Source organism: Variovorax sp. UMC13 (assembly GCF_014170375.1).
In the GTDB taxonomy this organism is placed as follows: domain Bacteria; phylum Pseudomonadota; class Gammaproteobacteria; order Burkholderiales; family Burkholderiaceae_C; genus Variovorax.
Genome location: NZ_LZZW01000023.1, coordinates 108638 through 131730 on the forward strand (window position 1 = coordinate 108638; position 23093 = coordinate 131730).

21 protein-coding genes are annotated in these 23093 nt (G+C 69.5%); 14 read left to right on the forward strand and 7 right to left on the reverse strand.

The features are described from left to right. Positions 1-63 precede the first annotated feature (63 nt). Positions 64-1218, forward strand: coding sequence for an iron-containing alcohol dehydrogenase (locus tag A9977_RS18430; RefSeq protein WP_183026325.1), 1155 nt, complete (start codon positions 64-66; stop codon positions 1216-1218). A gap of 149 nt (positions 1219-1367) precedes the next feature. Beyond that, on the forward strand, positions 1368-2495 hold the full coding sequence (locus A9977_RS18435) for a sensor histidine kinase KdpD (RefSeq protein ID WP_183026326.1): 1128 nt from the start codon (positions 1368-1370) through the stop codon (positions 2493-2495). Between the two features lie 14 nt (positions 2496-2509). On the opposite strand, the gene A9977_RS18440 is transcribed toward A9977_RS18435, so the two are convergent. Continuing rightward, positions 2510-2698 (reverse strand): hypothetical protein, encoded by a 189-nt coding sequence (locus A9977_RS18440; protein WP_183026327.1) that lies wholly within the window; start codon positions 2696-2698, stop codon positions 2510-2512. A 250-nt stretch (positions 2699-2948) separates the two neighbouring features. Here A9977_RS18440 and A9977_RS18445 point away from each other — a divergent pair, with 250 nt between their 5' ends. Further along, positions 2949-3398: an ABC transporter substrate-binding protein gene (locus A9977_RS18445; RefSeq protein ID WP_183026328.1), complete on the forward strand. Its 450-nt coding sequence runs from the start codon at positions 2949-2951 to the stop codon at positions 3396-3398. Positions 3399-3465: 67 nt separating this feature from the next. Continuing rightward, positions 3466-5028: a nitric oxide reductase transcriptional regulator NorR gene (gene norR, locus A9977_RS18450; RefSeq protein ID WP_183026329.1), complete on the forward strand. Its 1563-nt coding sequence runs from the start codon at positions 3466-3468 to the stop codon at positions 5026-5028. 17 nt (positions 5029-5045) lie between these two features. Here the strand turns inward: norR and hmpA are convergent, their stop codons facing one another. From hmpA to argH, 4 genes are all read right to left on the reverse strand, one after another. Beyond that, positions 5046-6233 carry an NO-inducible flavohemoprotein gene (gene hmpA / locus A9977_RS18455; protein WP_183026330.1) on the reverse strand — a complete coding sequence of 396 codons (1188 nt, stop codon included), beginning with the start codon at positions 6231-6233 and terminating at the stop codon, positions 5046-5048. 177 nt (positions 6234-6410) lie between these two features. After that, a complete protein-coding gene (locus tag A9977_RS18460; protein ID WP_310936164.1) occupies positions 6411-7544 on the reverse strand; it encodes a porin in 1134 nt (377 codons plus the stop codon). A gap of 96 nt (positions 7545-7640) precedes the next feature. Next, positions 7641-8603 carry a tripartite tricarboxylate transporter substrate binding protein gene (locus tag A9977_RS18465; protein ID WP_183026332.1) on the reverse strand — a complete coding sequence of 321 codons (963 nt, stop codon included), beginning with the start codon at positions 8601-8603 and terminating at the stop codon, positions 7641-7643. Positions 8604-8622: 19 nt separating this feature from the next. Next, positions 8623-10167 (reverse strand): argininosuccinate lyase, encoded by a 1545-nt coding sequence (argH, locus tag A9977_RS18470; RefSeq protein WP_183026333.1) that lies wholly within the window; start codon positions 10165-10167, stop codon positions 8623-8625. Positions 10168-10322: 155 nt separating this feature from the next. On the opposite strand from argH, the gene A9977_RS18475 reads away from it, so the two are divergent. Next, complete coding sequence (locus tag A9977_RS18475; protein ID WP_183026334.1) at positions 10323-11216, forward strand: LysR substrate-binding domain-containing protein; 894 nt, start codon at positions 10323-10325, stop codon at positions 11214-11216. Positions 11217-11234: 18 nt separating this feature from the next. On the opposite strand, the gene A9977_RS18480 is transcribed toward A9977_RS18475, so the two are convergent. Further along, positions 11235-12320, reverse strand: coding sequence for a LacI family DNA-binding transcriptional regulator (locus tag A9977_RS18480; protein ID WP_183026335.1), 1086 nt, complete (start codon positions 12318-12320; stop codon positions 11235-11237). A gap of 97 nt (positions 12321-12417) precedes the next feature. Between A9977_RS18480 and A9977_RS18485 the strand changes: the two genes are divergently transcribed. Beyond that, positions 12418-13413: a tripartite tricarboxylate transporter substrate binding protein gene (locus A9977_RS18485; protein WP_183026336.1), complete on the forward strand. Its 996-nt coding sequence runs from the start codon at positions 12418-12420 to the stop codon at positions 13411-13413. A 19-nt stretch (positions 13414-13432) separates the two neighbouring features. Here A9977_RS18485 and A9977_RS34345 read toward each other — a convergent pair whose 3' ends face one another. After that, positions 13433-14005, reverse strand: coding sequence for a hypothetical protein (locus A9977_RS34345; RefSeq protein ID WP_259652035.1), 573 nt, complete (start codon positions 14003-14005; stop codon positions 13433-13435). Between the two features lie 235 nt (positions 14006-14240). On the opposite strand from A9977_RS34345, the gene A9977_RS18495 reads away from it, so the two are divergent. The 8 genes from A9977_RS18495 (at position 14241) to A9977_RS18530 (ending at position 23037) form a co-directional block, all read left to right on the forward strand. Next, the gene (locus A9977_RS18495; RefSeq protein WP_183026337.1) at positions 14241-15836 is read left to right on the forward strand and encodes a methyltransferase regulatory domain-containing protein; all 1596 of its coding nucleotides are present in this window, start codon (positions 14241-14243) and stop codon (positions 15834-15836) included. Positions 15837-15997: 161 nt separating this feature from the next. After that, positions 15998-17617: a gamma-glutamyltransferase gene (gene ggt / locus A9977_RS18500; protein ID WP_259652049.1), complete on the forward strand. Its 1620-nt coding sequence runs from the start codon at positions 15998-16000 to the stop codon at positions 17615-17617. 52 nt (positions 17618-17669) lie between these two features. After that, entirely contained in the window at positions 17670-18410 is a 741-nt protein-coding gene (locus tag A9977_RS18505; RefSeq protein WP_183026339.1) for a pseudouridine synthase, read from the forward strand. Positions 18411-18506: 96 nt separating this feature from the next. Then, complete coding sequence (locus tag A9977_RS18510; protein ID WP_183026340.1) at positions 18507-19508, forward strand: YncE family protein; 1002 nt, start codon at positions 18507-18509, stop codon at positions 19506-19508. After that, positions 19495-20292: a polysaccharide deacetylase family protein gene (locus A9977_RS18515; RefSeq protein ID WP_183026341.1), complete on the forward strand. Its 798-nt coding sequence runs from the start codon at positions 19495-19497 to the stop codon at positions 20290-20292. Before A9977_RS18510 ends, A9977_RS18515 begins: the two co-directional genes overlap by 14 nt. A gap of 27 nt (positions 20293-20319) precedes the next feature. Beyond that, positions 20320-21291 carry a sterol desaturase family protein gene (locus tag A9977_RS18520; protein ID WP_183026342.1) on the forward strand — a complete coding sequence of 324 codons (972 nt, stop codon included), beginning with the start codon at positions 20320-20322 and terminating at the stop codon, positions 21289-21291. Between the two features lie 58 nt (positions 21292-21349). Next, positions 21350-22240, forward strand: coding sequence for an EI24 domain-containing protein (locus tag A9977_RS18525; RefSeq protein WP_183026343.1), 891 nt, complete (start codon positions 21350-21352; stop codon positions 22238-22240). After that, positions 22237-23037, forward strand: coding sequence for a molybdopterin-binding protein (locus tag A9977_RS18530; RefSeq protein ID WP_183026344.1), 801 nt, complete (start codon positions 22237-22239; stop codon positions 23035-23037). Before A9977_RS18525 ends, A9977_RS18530 begins: the two co-directional genes overlap by 4 nt. The last annotated feature ends 56 nt before the right edge of the window (positions 23038-23093 follow it).

Below are 23093 nucleotides of genomic sequence, written 5' to 3' on the forward strand. Positions count from 1 at the left end.
ACGAACACCCGCGTTCGCTCTCTTTCATTTTTCCCGACACCTTCCAACAAGGGCCTCTCATCCATGTCTCCCTTCTCCTTCCAGACCGTTCCCCGCATCGTCATGCAGAGCGGTGCCGCCGCCGGCCTCGGGCCGCTGCTGGCGAGCCGCTTCGCGGTCGGCCGCGTCTGCGTGATCACCGACGCCTTCCTGCATCGCAGCGGCCTGCTCGCCCCGGCCCTCGAGAGCCTGCGGGCGCAGGGCTGGCAGGTGCAGGTGGTCGACGACGTGCAGGCCGACCCGCCGGACCATGTCGTCGAGACCGTCACCGCCCGGGCGCGCGCATTCGGCACCCAGGTCGTGCTCGGCCTCGGCGGCGGTTCGTCGATGGACGTGGCCAAGCTGGTTGCGGTGCTGCTGGGATCGACGCAGCCCCTGGCGCAGATGTACGGCATCGACAAGGTCGAGGGCGAACGCCTGCCGCTGGTGCAGGTGCCGACGACCGCGGGCACCGGCTCGGAAGTGACGCCGATCGCGATCGTGACCACCGGCGCGACCACCAAGAGCGGCATCGTCGCGCGGCAGCTCTATGCCGACATGGCGATCCTCGATGCGACGCTGACCACCGGGCTGCCCGCGGCCATCACGGCCGCCACCGGCATCGACGCGATGGTGCATGCGATCGAGGCCTACACCAGCCGCCACCTGAAGAACCCCCTGTCGGATCACCTGGCGCTGCTCGCGCTGCGCCTGCTGGCCGACCACCTCGTGCCGGCGTGCGAAGACGGCCGGAACCTGGCGGCGCGCGAGGCCATGCTGCTGGGCGCGATGCTCGCCGGCCAGGCCTTCGCGAACGCGCCGGTGGCAGCGGTGCATGCGCTGGCCTACCCGCTGGGCGGGCATTTCCATCTGCCGCATGGCCTGTCGAATGCGCTGGTGCTGCCGCATGTGCTGCGCTTCAACGCGGCGCACGCCGCGGCGCACTACGCGCAGCTGGGCGAAGCCCTGCGGCCCGGCCTGCGCGGCAGCGACGGCGAGAAGACCGAGGCCTTCATCGCGCACATCGAAGGCCTGGCGGCGGCCACGGGCCTGCCCCTGCGCCTGCGCGACCATGGCGTGGGCGAGGCCGACCTGCCGCTGCTGGCCGCCGATGCCATGAAGCAGACCCGGCTGCTGGTCAACAACCCGCGCGAGCTGGGCGAGGCGGACGCGTTGGCGATCTACCGCCTGGCGTTCTGAGCCGCGGCGCTCCGGCCTGGAGCCACGGCACCTGGCGCAGCGTGGGATACAGGCCGGCGCCAGGTTCGAGCGCCTATAGTCACACCAAGCCCTCGAAGCACGAGCTGCCGGCACGCCCAGATGTCTCGTCTTTGACCCAGGAGGTCTGCATGCACCGTTTTCTCGCCAACAACCGCGATGAGCTCATCGCCCGGTGCAAGCTCAAGGTCGCGCAGCGTCCGCAGCGCGCGGCGACCGAAGCGCAGCTGGCCCATGGCGTGCCGATGTTCCTGGACCAGCTCACTCGCACCCTTGCGGCGGAAGACGACGACCGGCCCGAGTTGAGCATCCGGATCTCGGGGCCGTCCGGCGGGGATTCACTGGCCCTGTCCGAGATCGGCGTGAGCGCCACCGCGCACGGCAAGGAACTGCTGCATCTGGGGTACACCGTGGACCAGGTCGTGCATGACTACGGTGACCTGTGCCAGGCGATCACCGACCTGGCGTTCGAGCGCGATGCGCCGTTTGCGGTGGGAGAGTTCCGCACGCTCAACCGCTGTCTGGACAACGCCATCGCCGATGCGGTGACGGAGTTCAGCTCCCAGCGCGATGCGCAGATCTTTTCGCGGCAGGCGGCGGACGAAAAGCAGCGCCTGGGCTTCCTGATCCACGAGTTGCGCAACTCGCTGGGCACGGCCACCCTGGCCGTGCGCGCGCTCGAACTGGGCAACATGGCGATCGGCGGTGCGACCGGCGCGATCCTCAAGCGCAGCCTCTCCACGCTGGGCCTGCTGATCGGCAGGGCGATCGCCGAAGTCAGCAGCACCGGCGCGGACCATGGCCAGACCTTCTCGGTCGCCTCGTTCATCTCGGATGCCGGCCTGGCGGCCCGGCTCGATGCCAACCTGAGCGGCAGCACGCTCGATATCGGCGCGGTGGATCCTTTGCTGGCGGTCCGTGCGAACCGGGAGCTCCTGCATGCGGCGCTGGCCAACCTGCTGCAGAACGCGTTCAAGTTCACCCAGCCGAATTCGGTGGTGCGACTGAATGCCTATGCCCTGGGAGAGCAGGTCCTGATCGACGTGGAAGACCATTGCGGCGGGTTGCCTCCGGGGGGCGTCGCGCGGATGTTCGTCCCCTTCAAGGAGAACGACGACAGCAGGGCGGGCCTGGGCCTGTCCATTGCGCGGCAGAGTATCCAGGCGGAGCGCGGCACGTTGACGGTGCGGGATGTGCCGGAAACAGGTTGTGTTTTCACCATCGCGCTGCCACGCCACACGCTGGCGCCGCCGCCCTGAGCAGGGAAACGTCTTCAGGGAGCCGCCAGCGGAAAGCGACGATGCCATGGCGCGAGCCGCATCCGACCTTCGAGTGCCTCCCGGTCCGGTCGCTGCTGGCGTCGGTCCTGTTCCCTGAGCCAGTCGACGGCCGAGGGTTGCCGCTTGCCTTCCTCGGCAGAGAGTGCCTGGATGAGGGCGATGGCCAGCTGGCGTTGATGCATGCGCGCAGTGTGCTGCAGCCAAGGGGCGGTCCACGTAAGCGAAGACCACGAATCAGCGGACAGGCGTTGTCCGACGTGGCGGATCGGCCTGGGCGAGGGCCGCGGCCCCCCAGAGCCTGAGCTGCATGCCTGCGCCCGCCGCAATCCCGTCCAGAAAGTGCGTATTTCCGGCGCCGGGCCGGAGGTGGCGTTCTAGGATCGGTCCAACGTCGCGCGGTGTGCGCGGCGAAAAAATCTCCAGGACAACCTCATGCGCCGCTCCATTTCCCTGCGTTCCACCGCCGCCGCCGTCATTGCCGTGACCCTCGCCTCGATGGCCATCCCGAACCTGGCCCACGCCAAGCGCATGGGCGGTGGCAAGAGCTTCGGGCGCACGGCACCGGCCGCCCCGGCCGCACGACCGGCGACGCCTGCGCCTGCAGCGCCTGCAGCGCCCGCAGCGCCTGCTGCGGCAGCACCCGCGGCAGCGGCCCCGGCGGCCGCCGCGCCGGCCGCGCGCGGTCCCGGCCTGATGGGCATCGCGGGTGCCGCCGTGGTCGGCGGCGCGGTCGGCTCCATGGCCGGCAACGCCATCGCATCGCCCCAAAAGGACGCGAAGGAGGCCGAAGCCAAGGCCGCCGAGAAGGAAGCCGCCGACCTGCAGAAGAAGGCCGACGAGGCCAAGGCGCGGGCCGACGCCGCGCGCGCCTCCACGCGCTGAGGCCGCAGCGCGGCGGGCTCCGCCCTGCGTGTGGGTGATTTCGACTCCGGTCAGAATGACCGGGCCCATGAATCCGCCGCGCCTCCTGACCGCTCTGCTCCCCTTGATGGCCGACCTCGCGCAGGACCTGCCCGAGGCCGAGCGTCATCGGCGCTTGCTCGAAACCCTGCGCGTCCTGTTGCCCTGCGACGCGGCGGCGATGCTGCGGCTCGACGGCGACTGGCTGGTGCCGCTGGCCGTCGACGGACTGAGCGGCGACACGCTGGGCCGGCGCTTCCGCGTGGCCGAGCACCCGCGCTTCGTGCAATTGCTCGCGGCGAGCGCACCGGTGCGATTCGCGGCCGACTGCGGCCTGCCCGATCCCTTCGACGGCCTGGTGGAAGCCGTGCAGGGCCACCTGCCGGTGCACGACTGCATGGGCTGCGCGCTGCAGGTCGACGGCCGGCCCTGGGGCGTGCTCACGCTCGATGCGCTCGACGTCGGGCGCTTTTCGCGCGTGGACCTGCAGGTGCTGCAGGCCTTCGCGAGCCTCGCGGCGGCGACCGTCGCGCTGGCCGGGCGCATGCAGGGCCTGGCCGCGCGCGCGGAAGACGAACGCCTGCGTGCCGACAGCTATGCCGAGACCGGCGGACACGGGCCACGCCAGCTGATCGGCCACAGCGCCGCGCACAAGCGTCTGATGAAGGACATCGCGCTGGCGGGGCCGACCGAGCTGTGCGTGCTGATCCAGGGCGAGACCGGCACCGGCAAGGAACTGGTGGCGCAGGCGCTGCATGCGGCGTCGACGCGCGCCAAGCGGCCGCTGGTCAGCATCAACTGCGCGGCCCTGCCCGACAGCCTGGTCGAGAGCGAACTGTTTGGCCATGTGCGGGGCGCCTTCACCGGCGCGGTGGGCGACCGGCGCGGCAAGTTCGAGCTGGCCGACGGCGGCACGCTGTTCCTGGACGAGGTGGCCGAGCTGCCGCTGCCGGTGCAGGCCAAGCTGCTGCGGGTGCTGCAAGGCGGGCACTTGCAGCGCCTGGGCTCCGACCGCGAGCACCGCGTCGACGTGCGCGTGATCGCGGCCAGCAACCGCAACCTGGCCGAGGAGGTGCGCGCGGGCCGGCTGCGCGCGGACTTCTACCACCGGCTCAGCGTGTACCCGCTGCAGGTGCCGACGCTGCGCGAGCGCGGGCGCGACGTGCTGCCGATCGGCGGTTTCTTTCTCGAGGAGGCGCGCTCGCGCATGGGCCTGGGTGGCGTGCGGCTCGATGCCGGTGCCCAGGCCGCGCTGCTGGCCTACGACTGGCCGGGCAACGTGCGCGAACTCGAGCATCTGTTGGGCCGCAGCGTGGTGAAGGCGCTGGGGCGGCATGCGCAGCGTCCGCGCATCCTGACCTTGGGTGCCGACGATCTCGGGCTCGGTCCTGCGTCAGTGACGGCCGCTGCCGCAGCCCCGCACGACGCGGCCGCCAGCGCGCCGGGTGCCAGCGTCGGCCTGCGCGATGCCGTCGCGGACCTGGAGCGCCGCATGGTGCTGCAGGCGCTCGAACAGCACGGCCAGCAGTGGGCCGCGGCTGCACGCGCCCTGCGCATCGATCCGGCCAACCTCGCCCGCATGGCGAAGCGGCTGGGCATTGCACGCGGCTGAGGCCGCGCCTTGCGGCCTTACTCCAGCGCCGAGGCCGGCCCGAAGAACTCGAAGCGCGACTGCGCGTCCGGCAGGCCCCAGGCACGGAGCCCGCGGCGCACCTCCCGCATGAAGGGCTTGGGCCCGAGAAAGTAGGCGTCGACGTCGCGCGTGTGCGCGGGCAGCCAGGCCTGCAGCCGCTCGCTGTCGAGCCGGCCGACCGCGTGGGGTGCGGGCGCGGCATCGGCGGCTGCCTCGTCGTAGCAGTAGAAGCGCCGCAGCTGCGGATGCCGCGCGGCGGCGGCCTCCACCTGCTCGCGGAAGGCGTGCACTTCGCCGTTGCGCGCGCAGTGGATGAACACCACCTGCCGGCCCGTGGCCAGCGCCTGCTCGAGCATCGCCAGCGTGGGCGTGATGCCGACGCCGCCGCTGATGAGCACCAGCGGGCGTTCGCTCGCGGCCAGAACGAAGTCGCCCGACGGCGGCAGCAGGTGCAGCGTGTCACCCACCCGCACCTGGTCGTGCAGGTGGTTGGACGCCACGCCGCCGGGCTCGCGCTTCACGCTGATGCGGTAGGTCTTGCCGTTGGGCGCGGCCGACAGCGAGTAGTGGCGGCGGATGCGCTTGCCGTCCACCTCCAGCTGCAGGCCGATGTACTGGCCGGGCGTGAAGTCCATCGGCGCGCTGCCGTCGGTGGGTGCGAAATGGAACGAGGTGATCTCGGCGCTTTCGGGCACCTTGCGCACCACGCTGAAGTCCCGCGTGCCGCGCCAGCCGCCGGGCGCTGCGGCCTGCGCGTCGTACAGCTGCTTCTCGGCACCGATGAGGATGTCGGCGAGCTGCCCATAGGCGGCGGCCCAGGCGTCGATCACCTCGTCGGTCGCCAGCTCGGCGCCTAGCACCTCGCGGATCGCGCGCAGCAGGCAGCCGCCGACGATCGGATAGTGCGCGGGCATCACCTGCAGCGCCACGTGCTTGTGGACGATCTGCGCCGCCAGCGGGCCCATGGCCTCCAGCCGGTCGATGTTCTTCGCGTACATCAGCACACCGTTGGCCAGCGCACGCGGCTGCTCGCCACTGGCTTGGTGGGCCTCGTTGAAGAACAGGCGAAGCTCGGGATGCTCGGCCAGCAGCAGCTTGTAGAAGTGCGTGGTCAGGGCCTCGCCGCCTTGTTCGAGAAGGGGCACGGTGGACGAGACGATGGCGCGTTGGGCGGGAGTGATCATGGAAGCGCGATGGGCGTTGAAGCCGTTGGAATGGATGCCTTGTCCATTGCAACGGGCGTGCCGTGGGCCGAGCTCATTGAAATCAAGGGCTTGGAGGGTGTTCAGGTCGAATCGACATGGATTTTCTGCTGTCGATTCGACTTTTCACGGTCGAATCGACGTGCCCTGCGTTGCAGGTCAGAAGACGTGCTTGACGCCCAGCATGTAGCCCATCGACGCGCCACCCGCGGTCGGTACCGGCGCGTTGACCGATCCGCTGAGGTTGGTCAGTGCCACGGTGCCCGTGCCCTTGTTGCGGAGCCGGGCCAGGTCGCCGTAGAGCTGGGTGCGCTTCGACAGGTAGTGCACATAGCCCACGCTGTACTTGTCGAAGTCGTTGCGGGTGTGGGACTGGCTGTAGCGTGCCACCTGGGCCCGCCATAGGCCCGCGCCTACCGGTGCGGTGGCGCCGATGGCCAGGGTCTCGAAGCTGAAGTCGGCCACGGCGTTGCGGCCGTCGATGCGTTCGCGTTGATAGAGGAGCATGGGCTTCACGACGCCCGCATCGAAGGACGCGCCGACGTTGGCGATCCGGTAGTCGCCGGCATAGAAGGCCGTCCCCACGCTGCGCACCGCGTCCTCGAACACGCCATACGAGGCCGACACGTCGAAGGAACCGCGCGCGTAGCCGATGCGCCCGCCGTAGTAGTTGCCGGTGCGTTCGGTGGCCGCGTTGGCGGCGCCGCTCGAGAGGCCCGCCGCGTTGGCGACCACGGCCTTGTTCGACAGCTGTTCGCCGAAGGCGTATTGCACCGAGCCGTACAGGCCGCCCAGGTCGGCGGGCAGGAAATAGGCGATTCCGTTGGCGGTGCGCGCATAACCGCCCACACCCGCGCGCGCGGCGCCGGTGGTCTCCACCGTGCCCAGGCCGCGCTGACCCCAGACATCGAACTGGTTCATGTTGAGGTAGGTCGGCGCGTAGTCGCGGCCCAGCCGCAGCTCGCCGAAGCGGCCGCCGAGGCTCACCGTGGCGCGGCGTGCGAAGTCGAGTCCCGTGCCTTGCGTGGCGCCGGCCCCCACGTCGTTGTTCAGCTGGCCCTCGAGCCAGAAGCCCGCGCTGAATCCGCCGCCGAGGTCTTCGGTGCCGCGAAAGCCGAGGCGGGAGGTGCCGTTGCCGCCCGACCCCGGGCCGGTGGCGTGCGCGCCGCCCGTGGCGCTCAAGCGTGCCACGCCTGCATCGATCACGCCGAAGAGCGTTGCGGAAGAGGATTGGGCGCCTGCCACGCCGCAGGCCAGCAGTGCAAGGGCCGAGAGGATTGCATTTCTTTTCACCGAGTGTCTCCAATATTTTTTTTCGTGCATGGCTGCGCCATGCGCGGACCGTTCCGTCGGTCCGCGTGGCGCCGGGCGCGGATGCGTCCGCATCGATCAGTTCATCTGGACGTTGGCGTGCTTGATGACCTCGGACCAACGCCTGGTTTCCTCGTTGGAGAGCCGGGCCATGTCCTCGCTGGTGCCGGGGAAGGGGCGCGCGCCGAGGTCGGCGAGGTGCGCCGCCATGGGCTTCTCGTTGGCGATGGCGAGCACCGTTTCCTGCAGCTTCTTGATGATCTTCGGATCGGTGCGCGCCGGCGCCATGACGCCGTACCACGACTCGACGGTCGCGTCCTTGACGCCCGCTTCGGCCAGCGTCGGCACGTCCGGCATCGCCGCGTTGCGCTTGTCGCTGGCGATCGCCAGCACCCGGACCCGACCCGACTGGACGTAGGGCAGCACGTTCGGCAGGTTGGCGAACATGAGCTGCGCCTGGCCCGCGAGCAGGTCGGCCGTCGCGGGACCCGCGCCCCGGTAGGGCGTGTGCGTGAAGTTCACGCCCGTGCGCAGCATGAACAGCTCGCCCGTCAGGTGGTTCACGGAGCCGATGCCGGCCGAGGCCATGTTGAGCTTGCCGGGGTTGGCCTTGGCGTACTGCACCAGCTCTGCCACGGTCTTCGCGGGCGTGTCGGGCGACACGGCCAGCACGTTCGGCACGGTCGAGAACAGGGCGATGGGCGCGAAGTCCTTGAGCGCGTCGTAGGGCAGTTTCTTCGACAGCAGGGGTTGGATCGATTGCTGGCCCTGGGTCGCGAAGACCAGCGTGTACCCGTCCGCCGGCGCCTTGGCGACGAAGGCGGCGCCGATGCTTCCGCCGGCGCCGGCCTTGTTGTCGACGATGACGGTCTGGCCCAGCAGCTCCGACATGCGCGTCGCGAGGATGCGGCCCATCAGGTTGACGGTGCCGCCGGGCGCGAAGGGCACGACCAGCGTGATGGGCTTGGTGGGGTAGGTCTGGGCGCCGGCGCCCAGGCAGGATCCGAGGGCGATGGCCAGCGCCGCGACATGTTTCAGCATGGTTTGACTCCTGATGGCTTCAATCGGCGAGGGCGCCGAAGGTGGTGGAGAGCGTTTCGGTGCCGGATGCGGCGAGCGCATGGGCACGTCGTTGCAGGGCATCGCGGGCGGCGCCGACGCGGGCCGCGGTGGCATCGAAGCGCCCGGCCTTGTCGCCGAGTGCCAGCTTCTGCGCCTCGATGCGTCGCACGACCTGCTGCGGCGCGGGGCCGCCGGGGGACTGGCGCGCGGCGACGTTGGACACCGGATCCAGGCACTGGCTCACGTCGGCCTGCTGCAGGACCACCGGCCGTCCGAGCTGCTCGGACGCCGCCGCATTGATCATCTCGGCGTCGATCGCGTGGGCCGGGATGCCGAGGTCGAGTGCGTTGCGCACCACCGCGCCGATCACATGGTGCGCATCGCGAAACGAGATGCCGCCCTTGCGCACCAGCAGGTCCGCGAGGTCGGTGACGGCGGAGAAATCCTCGGCGGCATGGGACAACATGCGCGCGCGGTCGGGCTCGACCTGTTCCACCAGCAAACGCATGAGTTCGAGTGCCTTCAGCGCTTCCTCGCAGCTCTCCCAGCAGGTCCGGGTGCTTTCACGGCTGCTGTCGCCCGAGTGGGTGAAGTGGGTCGACTTCACGGTCGAGAAGGCGGCCGAGGTCAGCCCGATCAGGTGGCCAGTCTTGCCGCGCAGGTACTCCAGCACCACCGGATTTTTCTTCTGCGGCATGATGCTCGAGGTGCTCGCGACGCTGTCCGGAAAGGACAGGTAGCCGAACTCGGGCGTCGACCAGATGTAGAAGTCCTGCACCATGCGGCTGCAGGTGATCATCATGATCGAGAGCGTGGCGCTGAGCTCCAGCGCGAAGTCGCGCGAGGCGACGCCGTCCAGTGCGTTGGCCAGCGGCCGGGTGAAACCCAGCATCGCGCTGGTGCTGGTGCGATCGATGGGAAAGGACGTGCCCGCGAGCGCGCAGGCGCCGAGCGGCGAGCCGTCGGTCGTCTCCAGCACATGCAGCAGCCGGTCGACATCGCGCGTCCATGCATCGGTGAGCGCCGACAGGTAATAGCCGTAGGTGATGGGCTGTGCGGCCTGCATGTGGGTGTAGCCGGGCATCACGCAGTAGGCGAAGTCACCGGCACGGATCAGGGCGGCGTCGGCGAGTCCGATCAGGGCCTTGCCGATGCGCGTCGCGAAGTCCCGCGCACGCATGCGATCGATCGTGGCGCCGATGTCGTTGCGGCTGCGCGCGGTGTGCAGGCGGCCGCCCAGGTCCGGGCCGACCTGCTGGATCAGATGCGCTTCGTAGTTGAAGTAGGCCTCTTCGCGCGCCGGGTCGAGTGCGACCGCATGGGGCCCGTCGGCCTGCATCCGGAGCAGGGCCTGCGCCAGCGGCACCGAGGCGTTCGCGTCGAGGATTTCCTGCTCGTGCAGCATGAGCAGGTGCGCCAGATTGATCTGGGTGAGCAGATCGAAGTTGGCGAAGAACTCCCGGTTCAATCGCGGCAGGAAGATGTATTGGAGGACCTCTTTGGCAAGAGGCTGCTTCAGGCGTCGGCTGATCTTGGATTCCATGGCTCTGTCTCGTGTAGGAGCGCTCAGTCTCTCGCCGCGCCTGTCATGCGTCAAATCAGCGTCTCGGTGCGATGCATGCATTTTTGATATGCTGGCGCCGCCCGTGGAAAGCCGTGCGACGGCCTTGGGGAAAGGGCTTCAGGAGCGCGAAAGAGATGAACTTCAAGCAGGTCGAGGCCTTCCGTGCCGTGATGAAGACGCGGTCCATGACCACGGCCGCGGGGCTGCTCCACACCTCGCAGCCCAACGTGAGCCGCTGGATCGCGCTGCTCGAGCGGCAGGTGGGCTTCGCGCTGTTCCAGCGCAACGGGACCCGGTTGCTGCCCACGCCCGAGGCCGAGGCCTTCTACTCCGAGGTGGAGCGCGCCTTCATCGGCCTCGAGTCGCTGGGCGTGAGCGCCGAGTCGATCCTGCAGCGCGGCACCGGCCTGTTGCGCGTGGGCGCCGTGGGATCGATCACGGAGTTCGTGCTGCCCGAGGCCATCCGCCTGTTCCGCGAGGCCTTCGCCGACGTCCGGATCGTGGTCCGGATGGGAGGCTCCGACGTCGTCGCCAAGTGGTCGGCCAGCGGCTTCTGCGACATCGGCTTCTGCTCGATCCCCACCGACCTGCCGGGCCTGCGCTACGAGCGCATCCACACCGCGCGCGGCGTGGCGATCGTCGGCAGCGGGCACCGGCTGGCTGCGCGCAAGACGCTCAAGCCGGCCGACTTCGCCGGCGAGAACTTCATCTCCCTGCCCGCGGGCAGCTTCAACCGGGCCACCATCGATCGCCACTTCGTCGACGATGCGCGGGTGCTGTCGATCGAGACGCCCTACGCCGCGACCATCTGCGCCATGGTGGGCAAGGGGCTCGGCGTGTCGATCGTGAACCCGCTGGTGTCGCGCTCGCTGCGCATGCCGGGCGTGCGCGAGATCCCGTTCTCGGCCAGGACCGAGTTCCACAGCTATTGCGTGAGTTCCGACCATTTCCCGGCGGGCTTCCTCGCCAGGCGGATGGCGGATTGCGTGCGGGCCGCTTTCGAAACGCTCGGTGCATTGCGGCGTTGAAGCCGCGCGCAGCGGTCCTCAGGTCGAATCGCGCAGGACGATCTGGAAGGGCAGTTCGAAGCCGCGTCCGGGCCGGTTCGCGTCGGGGCCGTCCAGCCGCGCGAGCAGCAGTTCGGCGGCGAAGCGGCCCATGGTCTGTTCGGAGCGCCGCACGGTGGTCAGGGTCGGATGCAGGAATTGCGCGGCCGGGATGTCGTCGAAGCCGGCCAGGGCGACGTCCTCCGGAATGCGCCGACCCGCCGTGCGCAGCGCGGCCATGGCGCCCACGGCCAGCAGGTCGTTGGCCGCGAACACGGCGCTGTGGTGAAAGTCGCCCGCGAGTTCGGCCGCCATGGCGCGCGTGCCCGCGGCTTGCGTGAAGTCGTCGGCCGCGATGATGCAGGGGCTGAGCCCGGCCTTCTTCATCGCCGCCTGAAAGCCGCGCTGGCGTTCCTTGCCGGGGCCCATCGGGCAGGAGAGCATGGCGATGCGCTCGTGTCCCTTGTCGATCAGCAGCTGGGTCATGGCCTTCGCCGCCGCCGCGTTGTCGATGTAGACCTTGTCGATGCCCTCGGACGGCTTGCACACCTGGCTCGCGACCTGGACGATCGCGATGCCGCCGCGCGCGGCCTCCCGCACGGCCGCGTCGTCGACGTGGAAGAAGATCGCCATCACGCCGTCGACATGCCCCTGCGCGAGCCACTGGAGGGCCCTGTGCTCGCGCTCGGCGGTGCCGTCGGTGTCGAAGATCATGGTGTCGTAGCCGCCCGCATCGGCGGCCGACTGGAAGCCCCGGATCAGGGCCGGGTAGATGGGGTTGGTGATGTCCGGCACGATGCAGGCCAGCGTGCGCGTGCGCGCCGACTGGAGGTTGCGGGCCATGCGGTTGGGCACATAGCCGAGCCGTTGCGCGGTCTGCAAGATGCGTTGCTTCGCCTCTTCGGAGACCGTGCAGGGCTCCACGCGATTGAGCACCAGGGACACGGCGGTCTGCGAGAGGCCGGTCGCGATGGCGATGTCGCGCTGGGTCGGGCGCCGCGCCGGCGCGCGCGCGGGCTGGACGTCGTCGGCGGCCCGCGGACGGGCCGCGGCGGAGGCGGGTGGACTGGTTTTTGGATTCTTCATGCGCGATCTCAATCCACAATACGTATTATTCTGCGCCTGACGTGGACTTCATGGCATCGGATCGGATGATGCCCGCAAAGGAGTCGAGAATTTCCCCATGAACATCTCACGTCGGGCATTCGGCCTGTCGGGCGTGCGCGCGGCGTCGCTGGTGGCCGCCCCGTACCTGCCTGCCCATGCCCGCGCGGGCGCCGGCCAACTCCGCATTCTCGTGGCGCAACCCGCGGGCGGCATCACGGACGTCTTCGCGCGGGCCGTCGCGCCGGCCCTCGGGCGGGGGCTCGGGCGCGTCACGGTGGTGGAGAACGTCACCGGGGCGAGCGGCTCCATCGCGGCCCATCGGCTGCTGGCGGCCGCGCCCGATGGGACCACGCTCTTCGTGGGCTCTCCCTCCGAAGCCGTGCTGGCGCCGCTCACCCTGCGCGCGGTCCGCTACAAGCCCACCGATTTCCGGCTGCTGGGACTGCTCAACGATTCGCCGCTGGCGCTGTACGCGCGCAGCGACCTGCCCGCGAACAATCTGGACGAACTCGTCGCCCTGTCGCGCCAGCGCGCCGGCCGGCCCTTGAGCTACGGCAGCACGGGGCAGGGATCCCTGTTCCACCTGGTAACGGCCTTGCTGCTGTCGGCCACGGGTGTGCAGGCCACCCACGTGCCTTACCGCGGCGGGCTGCCCCTGCTGACCGACCTCCAGGGCGGCGTGATCGACTTCACGATGCTGCCCGTGGACGCGCTGTTGGGCGGCATGGTCGCGGGCGGCCGGATGAAGGTGCTGGGCGTCTCGTCCGCGCATCGGCTCGGGCGCTTTCCCGCGGTCCCGACCTTCGACGAAAGCCGCGCGGCCCCCGACCTGGGGCGGCCGAGCATCTGGGTGGGCTTGCTGATCCCGTCCGCGACGAACGAGGCGCTCAGCCTGCGGCTGCACAGGATCGCCGTGGCGGCGCTCGGCGATCCGGAGGTGCGCAAGGCCATCGATGCCGCGGGCGGCAGCGTCCCGCCCCCGATGTCGCTCGCCGAGGCTGCGCATTTCTATGCGGCGGACGCTGCGAGGCTGCAGGCCCTGGCAACGGCCGCGCGCATCGAGCCGCTGTAGGCAGCGGGCCGCCGCGGACCTACCAGCGCCGCGCACGTCTTCCCGTACGCCTCGACAGCTGGCGTTCCGCGGGATGAGCGGGGGGCACGCCCGTCTGGCGCCTTGGCGCTTCGCGCGCATCGACTGGCAGGGCCAGGGGCCGGGCCCTGTACGCCAGCAGCGCGCGTCCCGGGCGGATGCGAGGGCGCGTCGGCCGGATCCCGATCGGCGAGGCTGGTGCCGCATGTGTCGCTTCGAAGCGCTGTTCCTTCCTGCGCAGGTAGTGCATGAGCACATGCGAGGCCATGTTGATGCCCAGGGTGCCGAAAGCCGCCGGCAGGATGTACAGCGCGATCGAGAGTTCCGAGGTGAAGACCCGGTCGTCGGCCAGCGAGGGCGTCGCCAGGGCGGCGCTCGACAGCGCGCGCAGCAGCACCAGGTCCACGCTGGCCATCGCCACCAGCAGCAGGCCGAAGACGAGCACCGTCGTCTTCGAGAACGCGCGGCGCACGAACAGCGTGAAGAAGATGGCGCTGGGCAGCAGCACCGAGAGCGAGACCAGCGCCCAGAAACGGAACTCCGTGAAGACGGAGGCGTTCGCGCTGCTCAGCATGGGCGTCTCGCCATGCCGTGTCGGAAGGCGATGCGCCACTGTGCAGGCGTACCGGGTGCGCAGGGGCTTGGGTGCATGCAGAGAGTGGGCCACCGAGCGGGTGTTCGAAGTTGTCCGCGCGGTAAATGGGCTGTAAACGAAAGCATCGGTTGGTGACGCAGCGGGCCTCGCGACGGCGGGGGGCTGCCGCTATAGTGCGCGGATTCCAGATTGATTCATTCAACGGAGGAGACCCATGCCAGACGACCTGACCGCCGTGCTCACCGACTACTACGACGCGGTGCCCTACGACTCGCATCCGTTTCCGCAAACGGCCGCGGAACACCTGGAAGCGCTGGCCTTCCTCTTCGGGCTCGAGAGCAAGCCGCCAGCGCAGGCGCGTGTGCTCGAGCTGGGGTGTGCGTCGGGCGGCAACCTGCTGCCCTTCGCCGCGCGCCATCCGCAAGGCAGCGGCCTGGGCGTGGACCTGTCCAGCGTGCAGGTGGCCCAGGGGGTGCAGGCGATCGGCCAGGCGCGGCTGGACAACGTCGAGCTGCGGGCCTTCGACATCTCGCAGATCGACGCCTCCTTCGGCCTGTTCGACTACATCATCTGCCACGGCGTCTACAGCTGGGTGCCGCCTTCGGTGCAGGACGCGATCCTGCGCGTGTGCTCCGAGAACCTCGCGCCCCAGGGCGTGGCCTACGTGAGCTACAACGTCTACCCGGGCTGGAAGGCGCGCGAGATCGTGCGCGACGCGATGATCCTGCGCGGCGGGCCGCGCGAGCTGCCTTCGGAGAAGCTGGCCTATGCGCGCGGCATGCTCGACTTCCTCGAGGAATCGGCGCGCCCCGACAGCGTGCTCAAGAAGACGCTGGAGGAGACCCTGCCGCTGGTGCGCACCGGCAACAGCTCCTACCTGATCCACGAGTTCCTCGAGCCCTGCAACGCGCCCTGCTATTTCAAACAGTTCGTCGAGCGTGCCGGCAGCCACGGCCTGGCCTACCTGGCCGATGCCGAGCCCTCGACCATGTTCGTGCAGAACTACGGCGAAAAAGTGCGCGAGCCGCTGCTGCGCGAGTGCGGCGGCAGCCAGATCATGATCGAGCAGTACCTCGACTTCCTGGTCAACCGGACCTTCCGCCAGACGCTGCTGGTCAAGCAGGAGCGCGCTGGCGGCATCCGCTACGGCACCGAGCTCGCGCGCCTGCGCGCGCTGTCCTATGCGGGCGTGTTCCGGCCCGACGATGGTTCGGCGATCGCGCTCGACGGGCCGGAGCAGCGCTGCACCGCGATCCGCAACATCAAGGTCAGCTTGCGGGTGCCGCTGCACAAGGTGGTGGCGCAGGTGCTCGACCGGCACTATCCCGCCGCGGTGCCGCCCGAGGTGCTGGTCGCCGAGGTGTGCCGCCACACCGGTGCGCCGGCGGCCCAGGTCGAGGCGCCGGTGATGGCGCTGCTCGAGGAACTGCTGATCCTGGGCGCGGTGCGCGTGCGGCTCAGCCCGGTCGAACTGGCGGCGCAGGTGTCGGCGAAGCCGCGCGCGCTGCCCGCGGTCCGCCTGGACCCGGGCCTGCCGCTCTCCGCGGGCCCCTCGGCCTCGGCCTGCAATCTCTGGCACGAGCAGGTGGCGCTGTCGCCGATCGAACGCTGCCTGCTGCCCCTGCTCGACGGCGCGCACGACCATGACGCGCTGGCCGAGCACCTGGCCGGCGAGGCGAGGGCGGACCGCCTGAGCTTCCATGTGGACGGCGTGCCGCTGCGCGACCCCGTCGCCCTGCGCCCCTTCGCCGACCAGCAGGTGGTGCGCGCGCTCGAAGACCTCCGGCGCAAGGGCCTGCTCACCGCCTGAGAGGTCCCCGGTTTTTTGTGACCCACCCAGAAGGAAGAGACAACATGACGACACGCATCTGGAATTCCCCGCTGCGCCTCACGGTCGCGGCCGCGGTCGTGCTGGCCGCCGCGGCGCCGCTGCACGCGGCCTCGGTCGCGCCGGTCGCCGCGCCCAACGGCATGGTCGTGACGGCGCAGCACCTGGCCTCGCAGGTCGGTGTCGACGTGCTCCGAAAGGGCGGCAACGCGGTCGACGCGGCGGTCGCCGTGGGCTACGCGCTGGCCGTGGTCTACCCGGCCGCGGGCAACCTGGGCGGCGGCGGCTTCATGACGCTGCAGCTGGCCGACGGCCGCAAGACCTTCCTCGACTTCCGCGAGAAGGCGCCGCTGGCGGCCACGGCCAACATGTACCTCGACAAGGACGGCAACGTCATCAAGGGCCTGAGCACCCACGGCCACCTGGCCGTGGGCGTGCCCGGCACGGTGTCGGGCATGGAATACGCACGCGAGAAATACGGCACCCTGTCGCGCGCCGCGCTGATCGCGCCCTCGATCGCATTGGCCGAGAAGGGCTTCGCGCTCGACCAGGGCGACATCGACATGTTCCAGACTGCCACCGCCGATTTCCAGAAGGATCCGGTGTCGGGGGCGATCTTCCTCCACAAGGGCCAGCCCTTCGCGGTCGGCCAGAAGCTGGTGCAGAAGGACCTGGCCAAGACGCTGAAGGCGATCAGCGCCAAGGGCACCGACGGCTTCTACAAGGGCTGGGTCGGCAGCGCGATCGTGGCCTCGAGCCAGGCCGGCAAGGGCATCCTCACGCAGGCCGACCTCGACCAGTACAAGACGCGCGAGCTGGCGCCGGTGGAATGCGACTACCGCGGCTACCGCGTGGTCTCGGCGCCGCCGCCGAGCTCGGGCGGCGTGGTGATCTGCGAGATGCTCAACATCCTCGAGGGCTACCCGCTCAAAGACCTGGGCTTCCGCTCGGCGCAGTCGGTGCACTACCAGATCGAGGCCATGCGCCATGCCTATGTCGACCGCAACAGCTACCTGGGCGACCCCGACTTCGTGAAGAACCCGCTCGACCGGCTGCTCGACAAGGGCTATGCCGAGAAGATCCGCGCGGTGATCGATCCGAACAAGGCCGGCGTGTCGAAGGACATCAAGCCGGGCGTCGCGCCGCATGAGGGCAGCAACACCACCCACTATTCGATCACCGACCAGTGGGGCAACGCGGCCTCGGTGACCTACACGCTCAACGACTGGTTCGGCGCCAAGGTCACGGCCGCCAAGACCGGCGTGCTGCTCAACAACGAGATGGACGACTTCACCTCGAAGATCGGCGTGCCCAACATGTACGGCCTGGTGCAGGGCGAGGCCAACGCCATCGCCCCGGGCAAGCGCCCGCTGAGCTCGATGAGCCCGACCATCGTGAGCAAGGACGGCAAGCCGGTGTTCGTGGTCGGCACGCCCGGCGGCAGCCGTATCATCACGGCCGTGCTGCACACCATCCTGAACGTGGTCGACTACGGCATGAACGTGCAGGAGGCGGTCGACGCGCCGCGCTTCCACCAGCAATGGCTGCCGGACGTGACCAACGTCGAGACCTTCGCGCTGTCGCCCGACACGCGCAAGATCCTGACGGACATGGGCCACAACCTGGGCGTGCCGCAGCCGGCCAACCACCTGGCGGCGATCATCGTGGGCGCGCCCTCGCTGGGCGGCAAGCCGGTCGGCAACAATCGCTTCTATGGCGCCAACGATCCGCGGCGCAATTCGGGCCTGGCGCTCGGCTACTGATCCTCTCCATTCAACTGTTCGACGGCCGCCCCGCGCGGCCGCTTTTATTTCGATGCATCTGCAGGACATCCTCTACACCCAGGGCTTCGGCACGCGGCGCGTCTGCGCCGGCCTGGTCCAGCAAGGCTTCGTGACCGTCAACGGCCAGCCCGTCACCGACGCCGGCCAGGACATCGCCGTGACCGAGGGCATGCCCTTCACCGTGCAGGGCACGGCCTGGGAATACCACGAGAAGGCTTATGTGCTGCTGCACAAGCCGGCCGGCACCGAGTGCTCGCAGAAACCCTCGACCTGGCCCAGCATCTACACCCTGCTGCCCTCGCCGCTGCGGCTGCGGCCCAACAAGGGCGCGGTGCAGGGCGTGCAGGCCATCGGCCGGCTCGACCAGGACACCACCGGCCTGCTGCTGCTGACCGACGACGGCCAGTTCATCCACCGCATGGGTTCGCCCAAGCACCATGTGCCCAAGGTCTACGAGGTCACGGTCAAGCACCCGCTGGACGAGGCCCAGGTGCAGAAACTGCTCGACGGCGTGGTGCTCGACGACGATCCGAAGCCGGTGCGCGCCGCGGCCTGCGAGGCGGTCGGGCCGCTGCACCTGCGCCTGACGCTGACCGAGGGCAAGTACCACCAGGTCAAGCGCATGGTCGCGGCCGTGGGCAACCGGGTCGAGGCGCTGCACCGCTCGCGCATCGGCGGCCTGGCGCTGCCGGAGGCGATGGCGCCGGGCCAGTGGCGCTGGCTCACGGCCGAGGAAGTGGACGCCCTGCGCACCGCCCGGCCCAAAGGGTGACGGAATAGGGGGCGCGGCCGCTTTTTGCTTGCGCGAGGTCAGCCGCTGGCAAGGCTGGTACGTTATCGTTCGAACTGCTGTCACGGAAGCTCTCCCTTGCGATTCAATGCACCCCCGACCGGCCGCTTCGCGGCCTTTTTCCTGGCCTGCGCCTTCCAGTTGCTGCCCGCCGCGGCCGCCACGCCGCCGCCGCCGCCCCCGCTGTTCGTCCTGAATTCGCTGGACGCCACGGTCAGCGTGGTGGACCCGCTCACCTGGACCGAGAAGCAGCGCATCCCGACCGGCAAGGAGCCGCACCACATCTACATGACGCCCGACGAGAAGTCGGTCATCGTGGCCAACTCGGCCGGCGACTCGCTGACCTTCCTCAACCCCCGCACGGCTGAAGTGCAGCGCGTGGTCTACGGCATCATCGACCCGTACCAGCTGCAGTTCTCGCGCGACATGAAGTGGTTCGTCACGGCGGCCAACCGGCTCAACCATGTCGACATCTACCGCTGGGACGGCAAGGACCTCAAGCTCGCCAAGCGCATCACCACCGGCAAGACGCCCAGCCACATCTGGATCGACGCCACCAGCACCATCGCCTACGTGACCATGCAGGACAGCGACGAGCTGATCGCGGTCGACCTGCCCACGCAGACCATCAAGTGGCGCACCGCCACCGGCCCGATGCCGGCGGACATCTTCGGCGTCCACAACGACCGCACCTTGCTGGTCGGCCTGACCGGCAGCGACGGCGTCCAGGTGTTCGACGTGGCCGGCCCGCAGCCCAAGATCGTCGGCAAGATCCCGACCGGCAAGGGCGCGCATGCCTTCCGCTCGGCCGGCGACGGCCTGAGCGTGTTCGTGAGCAACCGCGTGGCCAACACGGTGAGCCGGATCGACCTCAAGACCCTGCAGGTGATCGAGAGCTACGCCGTGCCCGGCGGCCCCGACTGCATGGACCTCTCGGCCGACGGCAAGACGCTCTACGTCACCTCGCGCTGGGCCAAGAAGCTCAGCGTGATCGACCTGGTGAGCCGCAAGCTCGTGCGGCAGGTCAATGTCGGGCGCTCGCCGCATGGCGTGTGGACCCTGGACCATGCCAAGCGCTGAGCGCCGCCGCGTCGTCGCCGGGTTGCTGGCGCTGTGCATCGGCGGCAGCGCCCTGGCCCAGGCCAGATGCGAGAAGCCGCTCTACCTGACCTTCGACACCGGCCACATGGGCGTGGCGCCGCTGATCGCCGAGGTGCTCAAGCGGCAGGACGTGCGCGTGACCTTCTTTGCGGCGGCCGAGCGCACGCAGGCCGACGGTGACAGCCTCGACAACCACTGGGCTGCCTGGTGGAAGGCGAGGGCGGCCGAGGGCAACGAGTTCGCCTCGCACACCTACGATCATGTCTACTGGCGCGGCGACGTGCGCGGCACCGAGCCGCAGTTCCGCATCCGGCCCTCGGCCGGCGCGCTGGCCGGGCGCGAGTTCACCTGGAGCGCGGCCAAGTACTGCGAGAACATCGCCAAGGCCAGCGACCGGCTGCAGCACATCACGGGCAAGAAGCCGCTGCCGCTGTTCCGCGCGCCCGGCGGCAAGACCTCGCCCAAGCTGCTGGCGGCTGCCAAGGCCTGCGGCTACGAACACGTGGGCTGGGCGCCCGCGGGCTTCCTGGGCGACGAGCTGCCGAGCGACAAATTCAGCAACGAGAAGCTGCTGCAGCAGGCGCTCGACAAGATCCGCAGCGGCGACATCCTGCTGGCGCACCTGGGCATCTGGTCGCGCCAGGACCCCTGGGCGCCGGCCGTGCTGGAGCCGCTGATCGTCGGCTTGAAGGCCAAGGGCTTCTGCTTCCAGACGCTGCGCCAGCATCCGCAGTACGCTGCCTGGATCGCCTCACACCCCTGACGCCCCTGAACGTCCCGTGGACCCGGTATGGAATGGTTGACTGATCTTTTTGCAGGCTGCCAGCAATGGCTGTTCGAGGCCGTGGTGCAGCCGCTGGTCTACGCCGTCGGGCTGGGCGGCTGGGTCGAGGACGCCTTCGACGCGACCGGCTGGCTGCTGGTCGGCCTGATCCAGATCGCGATCCTGATCGCGGTGATCGGGCCGCTGCAGCGCTGGAAACCGGTCGAGCCGGTGGTCGACCGGCGCGCGATCCGCACCGACGTGCTCTACACGTTGATCCACCGGCTCGGGCTGTTCCGCCTGGGCATCTTCTTCGTGCTGCAGCCCTTTTTCGACGACGGCCTGGGCCTGCTGCGCGGCGCCGGCTGGGGCTCGCTGCACCTGGACGAACTCTGGCCCGGCGTCACCGACGTGCCCTGGGTCGCGTTCGCGGTGTACCTGGTGGTGCTGGACTTCGTCGAATACCTGATCCACCGCGGCCAGCATCGCTTCAACTGGTGGTGGAGCCTGCATTCGCTGCACCATTCGCAGCGCCAGATGACCATGTGGAGCGACAACCGCAACCACCTGCTCGACGACGTGATCCACGACGTGATCATCGTGATCGTGGCGCAACTGATCGGCGTGGCGCCGGGGCAGTTCATCGCCATCGTGGCCTTCACCCAGCTCAGCGAAAGCCTGCAGCACGCCAACCTGCGCTGGAGCTTCGGCGCGCTCGGCGAGCGGCTGTGGATCAGCCCGCGCTTCCACCGGCTGCACCACGCGATCGGCATCGGCCACGAATCGAAGGGGCCGCAAACGCTCGGTGGCCACAATTTCGGCGTGCTGCTGCCCTGGTGGGACATGCTGTTCCGCACCGTGAACTTCGAGTCGCGCTACGACGCCACCGGCATCCGCGACCAGGTCGAGCCCGATGCGCAGGGCCGGGTGCGCGACTACGGCCGCGGCTTCTGGTCGCAGCAGTGGCGCGGCCTGCGCCGGCTGGCGGGCCGCGGCTGAGGCCGCCGCGGCCGCCCTTCGAGACGCTGTCGCGCGGCGGCGTTATCCTCGGCACGCCATGCCACTCCTTCTCGACTCCTTCTGGCGTGCCGTCGCCTACTGCATGCGGCCCCGGGTGATCCTGTTGTCGCTGCTGCCATTGGCCCTGATGGTGTTGCTGGCGGCGGGCTTCGGCTACTTCTTCTGGAGCGCCAGCGTGGCCTGGACGCGCGAGGCGCTCGACGCCTGGCCGATGCTGTCGAGCTTCTGGGGCTGGATCGGCGGGCTGTTCTCCAGCGATGTGCCGGCCATGCTGGCGCCGCTGGTGGTGATCTTCGCCGCCACGCCGCTGATCGTGCTGGTGTCGCTGCTGATCGTCGCCGGCATGATGGCCGGCCCGCTCACCAGCCTGGTGGCCGAGCGCCGCTTCCCCGCGCTGGAACGCAAGAAGGGCGCGTCTTTCCTCGGCAGCGTGCTGCGCTCGCTGGCCTTCACCGTGCTGGCGCTGGTCGCACTGGTGGTCTCGATGCCGCTGTGGCTGATTCCGCCGCTGGTGCTGATCCTGCCGCCGCTGATCTGGGGTTGGCTCACCTACCGCGTGATGAGCTTCGACGCGCTGGCCGAGCATGCCAACCCCGAGGAACGCCAGGCGCTGCTGCGCCAGCACCGGCTGCCGCTGCTGACCATCGGCGTGCTGTGCGGCTACCTGGGCGCGGCGCCGAGCATCGTCTGGGCGTCGGGACTGCTGTTCGCCGCCGCCTTCTTCGTGCTGGTGCCGCTGGCGATCTGGATCTACACGCTGGTGTTCGCCTTCTCGGCCCTCTGGTTCGCCCATTACTGCCTCGACGCGCTGGCCCAGCTGCGGCTGCAGCGCGCGGCCGCGGTGCCGCCGCCCCTGCTTCCTTCTTCTTCCTCTTCCGAAGAGACCGTGGCGGTGCCCGGTCCTTCCCTGCGATCGGACATCCCATGAATCGACAATTCGGCCTGATCGTCGTCGGCGACGAAATCCTGTCCGGCAAGCGCCTGGACAAGCACATGCCCAAGGTCATCGAGCTGCTGGCCGCGCGCGGCCTCTCGCTGGCCTGGGCCGAGTACGTGGGTGACGTGCCCGAGCGCATCACGGCCGCGCTGGCGCGCGCCTTCGCCTCGGGCGACATCGTGTTCTCGACCGGCGGCATCGGCGCCACGCCCGACGACCACACGCGCCAGTGCGCGGCCGCCGCGCTCGGCGTGCCGCTGGTGCTGCACCCCGAGGCCGAACTGCTGATCCGCGAGCGCATGCAGGACACGGCGCGCGAGCAGGGCACGGTCTACGAGCCCGAGCGCCCGGACAACATCCACCGCCTGAACATGGGCGTGTTCCCGGCCACGGCCGAGATCATCCGAAACCCCTACAACAAGATCCCGGGCTTCAGCGTGGGCGACGTGCACTTCGTGCCCGGCTTCCCGGTCATGGCCTGGCCGATGATCGAGTCGGTGCTCGACGAGCGCTACGCGCCGCTGTTCGCCCAGGGCCAGGCGGCCGAGAAGTCGGTGATCGTCTTCGGTGCCATGGAGGCGACCCTCACGCCGCTGATGCTGGCCATCGAGGCGGCGCACGAGGGCGTCAAGGTGTTCAGCCTGCCCAGCGTCGACCATCCCGAGTACGGTCGCCACATCGAACTGGGTGTCAAGGGGGCGTCCGACCGGCTCGAAGCCGCCTATCGCCAGCTGATCGACGGCCTGCACGCTTTTGACGCGCGCCTTGGCCCCGAGATGGTGCGTTAGGATGGATTGCACCAACTTGGCGCTTTTTTATCGCTTTGACGGGGCGCCAGCCCCGA

Bases quoted from the DNA above. Each gene is read 5' to 3' on its own strand.
- A9977_RS18430 (WP_183026325.1), top strand. From the start codon at position 64: ATGTCTCCCTTCTCCTTCCAGACCGTTCCCCGCATCGTCATGCAGAGC.
- A9977_RS18435 (WP_183026326.1), top strand. From the start codon at position 1,368: ATGCACCGTTTTCTCGCCAACAACCGCGATGAGCTCATCGCCCGGTGC.
- A9977_RS18440 (WP_183026327.1), bottom strand. From the start codon at position 2,698: ATGCATCAACGCCAGCTGGCCATCGCCCTCATCCAGGCACTCTCTGCC.
- A9977_RS18445 (WP_183026328.1), top strand. From the start codon at position 2,949: ATGCGCCGCTCCATTTCCCTGCGTTCCACCGCCGCCGCCGTCATTGCC.
- norR (WP_183026329.1), top strand. From the start codon at position 3,466: ATGAATCCGCCGCGCCTCCTGACCGCTCTGCTCCCCTTGATGGCCGAC.
- hmpA (WP_183026330.1), bottom strand. From the start codon at position 6,233: ATGATCACTCCCGCCCAACGCGCCATCGTCTCGTCCACCGTGCCCCTT.
- A9977_RS18465 (WP_183026332.1), bottom strand. From the start codon at position 8,603: ATGCTGAAACATGTCGCGGCGCTGGCCATCGCCCTCGGATCCTGCCTG.
- argH (WP_183026333.1), bottom strand. From the start codon at position 10,167: ATGGAATCCAAGATCAGCCGACGCCTGAAGCAGCCTCTTGCCAAAGAG.
- A9977_RS18475 (WP_183026334.1), top strand. From the start codon at position 10,323: ATGAACTTCAAGCAGGTCGAGGCCTTCCGTGCCGTGATGAAGACGCGG.
- A9977_RS18480 (WP_183026335.1), bottom strand. From the start codon at position 12,320: ATGAAGAATCCAAAAACCAGTCCACCCGCCTCCGCCGCGGCCCGTCCG.
- A9977_RS18485 (WP_183026336.1), top strand. From the start codon at position 12,418: ATGAACATCTCACGTCGGGCATTCGGCCTGTCGGGCGTGCGCGCGGCG.
- A9977_RS34345 (WP_259652035.1), bottom strand. From the start codon at position 14,005: ATGCTGAGCAGCGCGAACGCCTCCGTCTTCACGGAGTTCCGTTTCTGG.
- A9977_RS18495 (WP_183026337.1), top strand. From the start codon at position 14,241: ATGCCAGACGACCTGACCGCCGTGCTCACCGACTACTACGACGCGGTG.
- ggt (WP_259652049.1), top strand. From the start codon at position 15,998: ATGGTCGTGACGGCGCAGCACCTGGCCTCGCAGGTCGGTGTCGACGTG.
- A9977_RS18505 (WP_183026339.1), top strand. From the start codon at position 17,670: ATGCATCTGCAGGACATCCTCTACACCCAGGGCTTCGGCACGCGGCGC.
- A9977_RS18515 (WP_183026341.1), top strand. From the start codon at position 19,495: ATGCCAAGCGCTGAGCGCCGCCGCGTCGTCGCCGGGTTGCTGGCGCTG.
- A9977_RS18520 (WP_183026342.1), top strand. From the start codon at position 20,320: ATGGAATGGTTGACTGATCTTTTTGCAGGCTGCCAGCAATGGCTGTTC.
- A9977_RS18525 (WP_183026343.1), top strand. From the start codon at position 21,350: ATGCCACTCCTTCTCGACTCCTTCTGGCGTGCCGTCGCCTACTGCATG.
- A9977_RS18530 (WP_183026344.1), top strand. From the start codon at position 22,237: ATGAATCGACAATTCGGCCTGATCGTCGTCGGCGACGAAATCCTGTCC.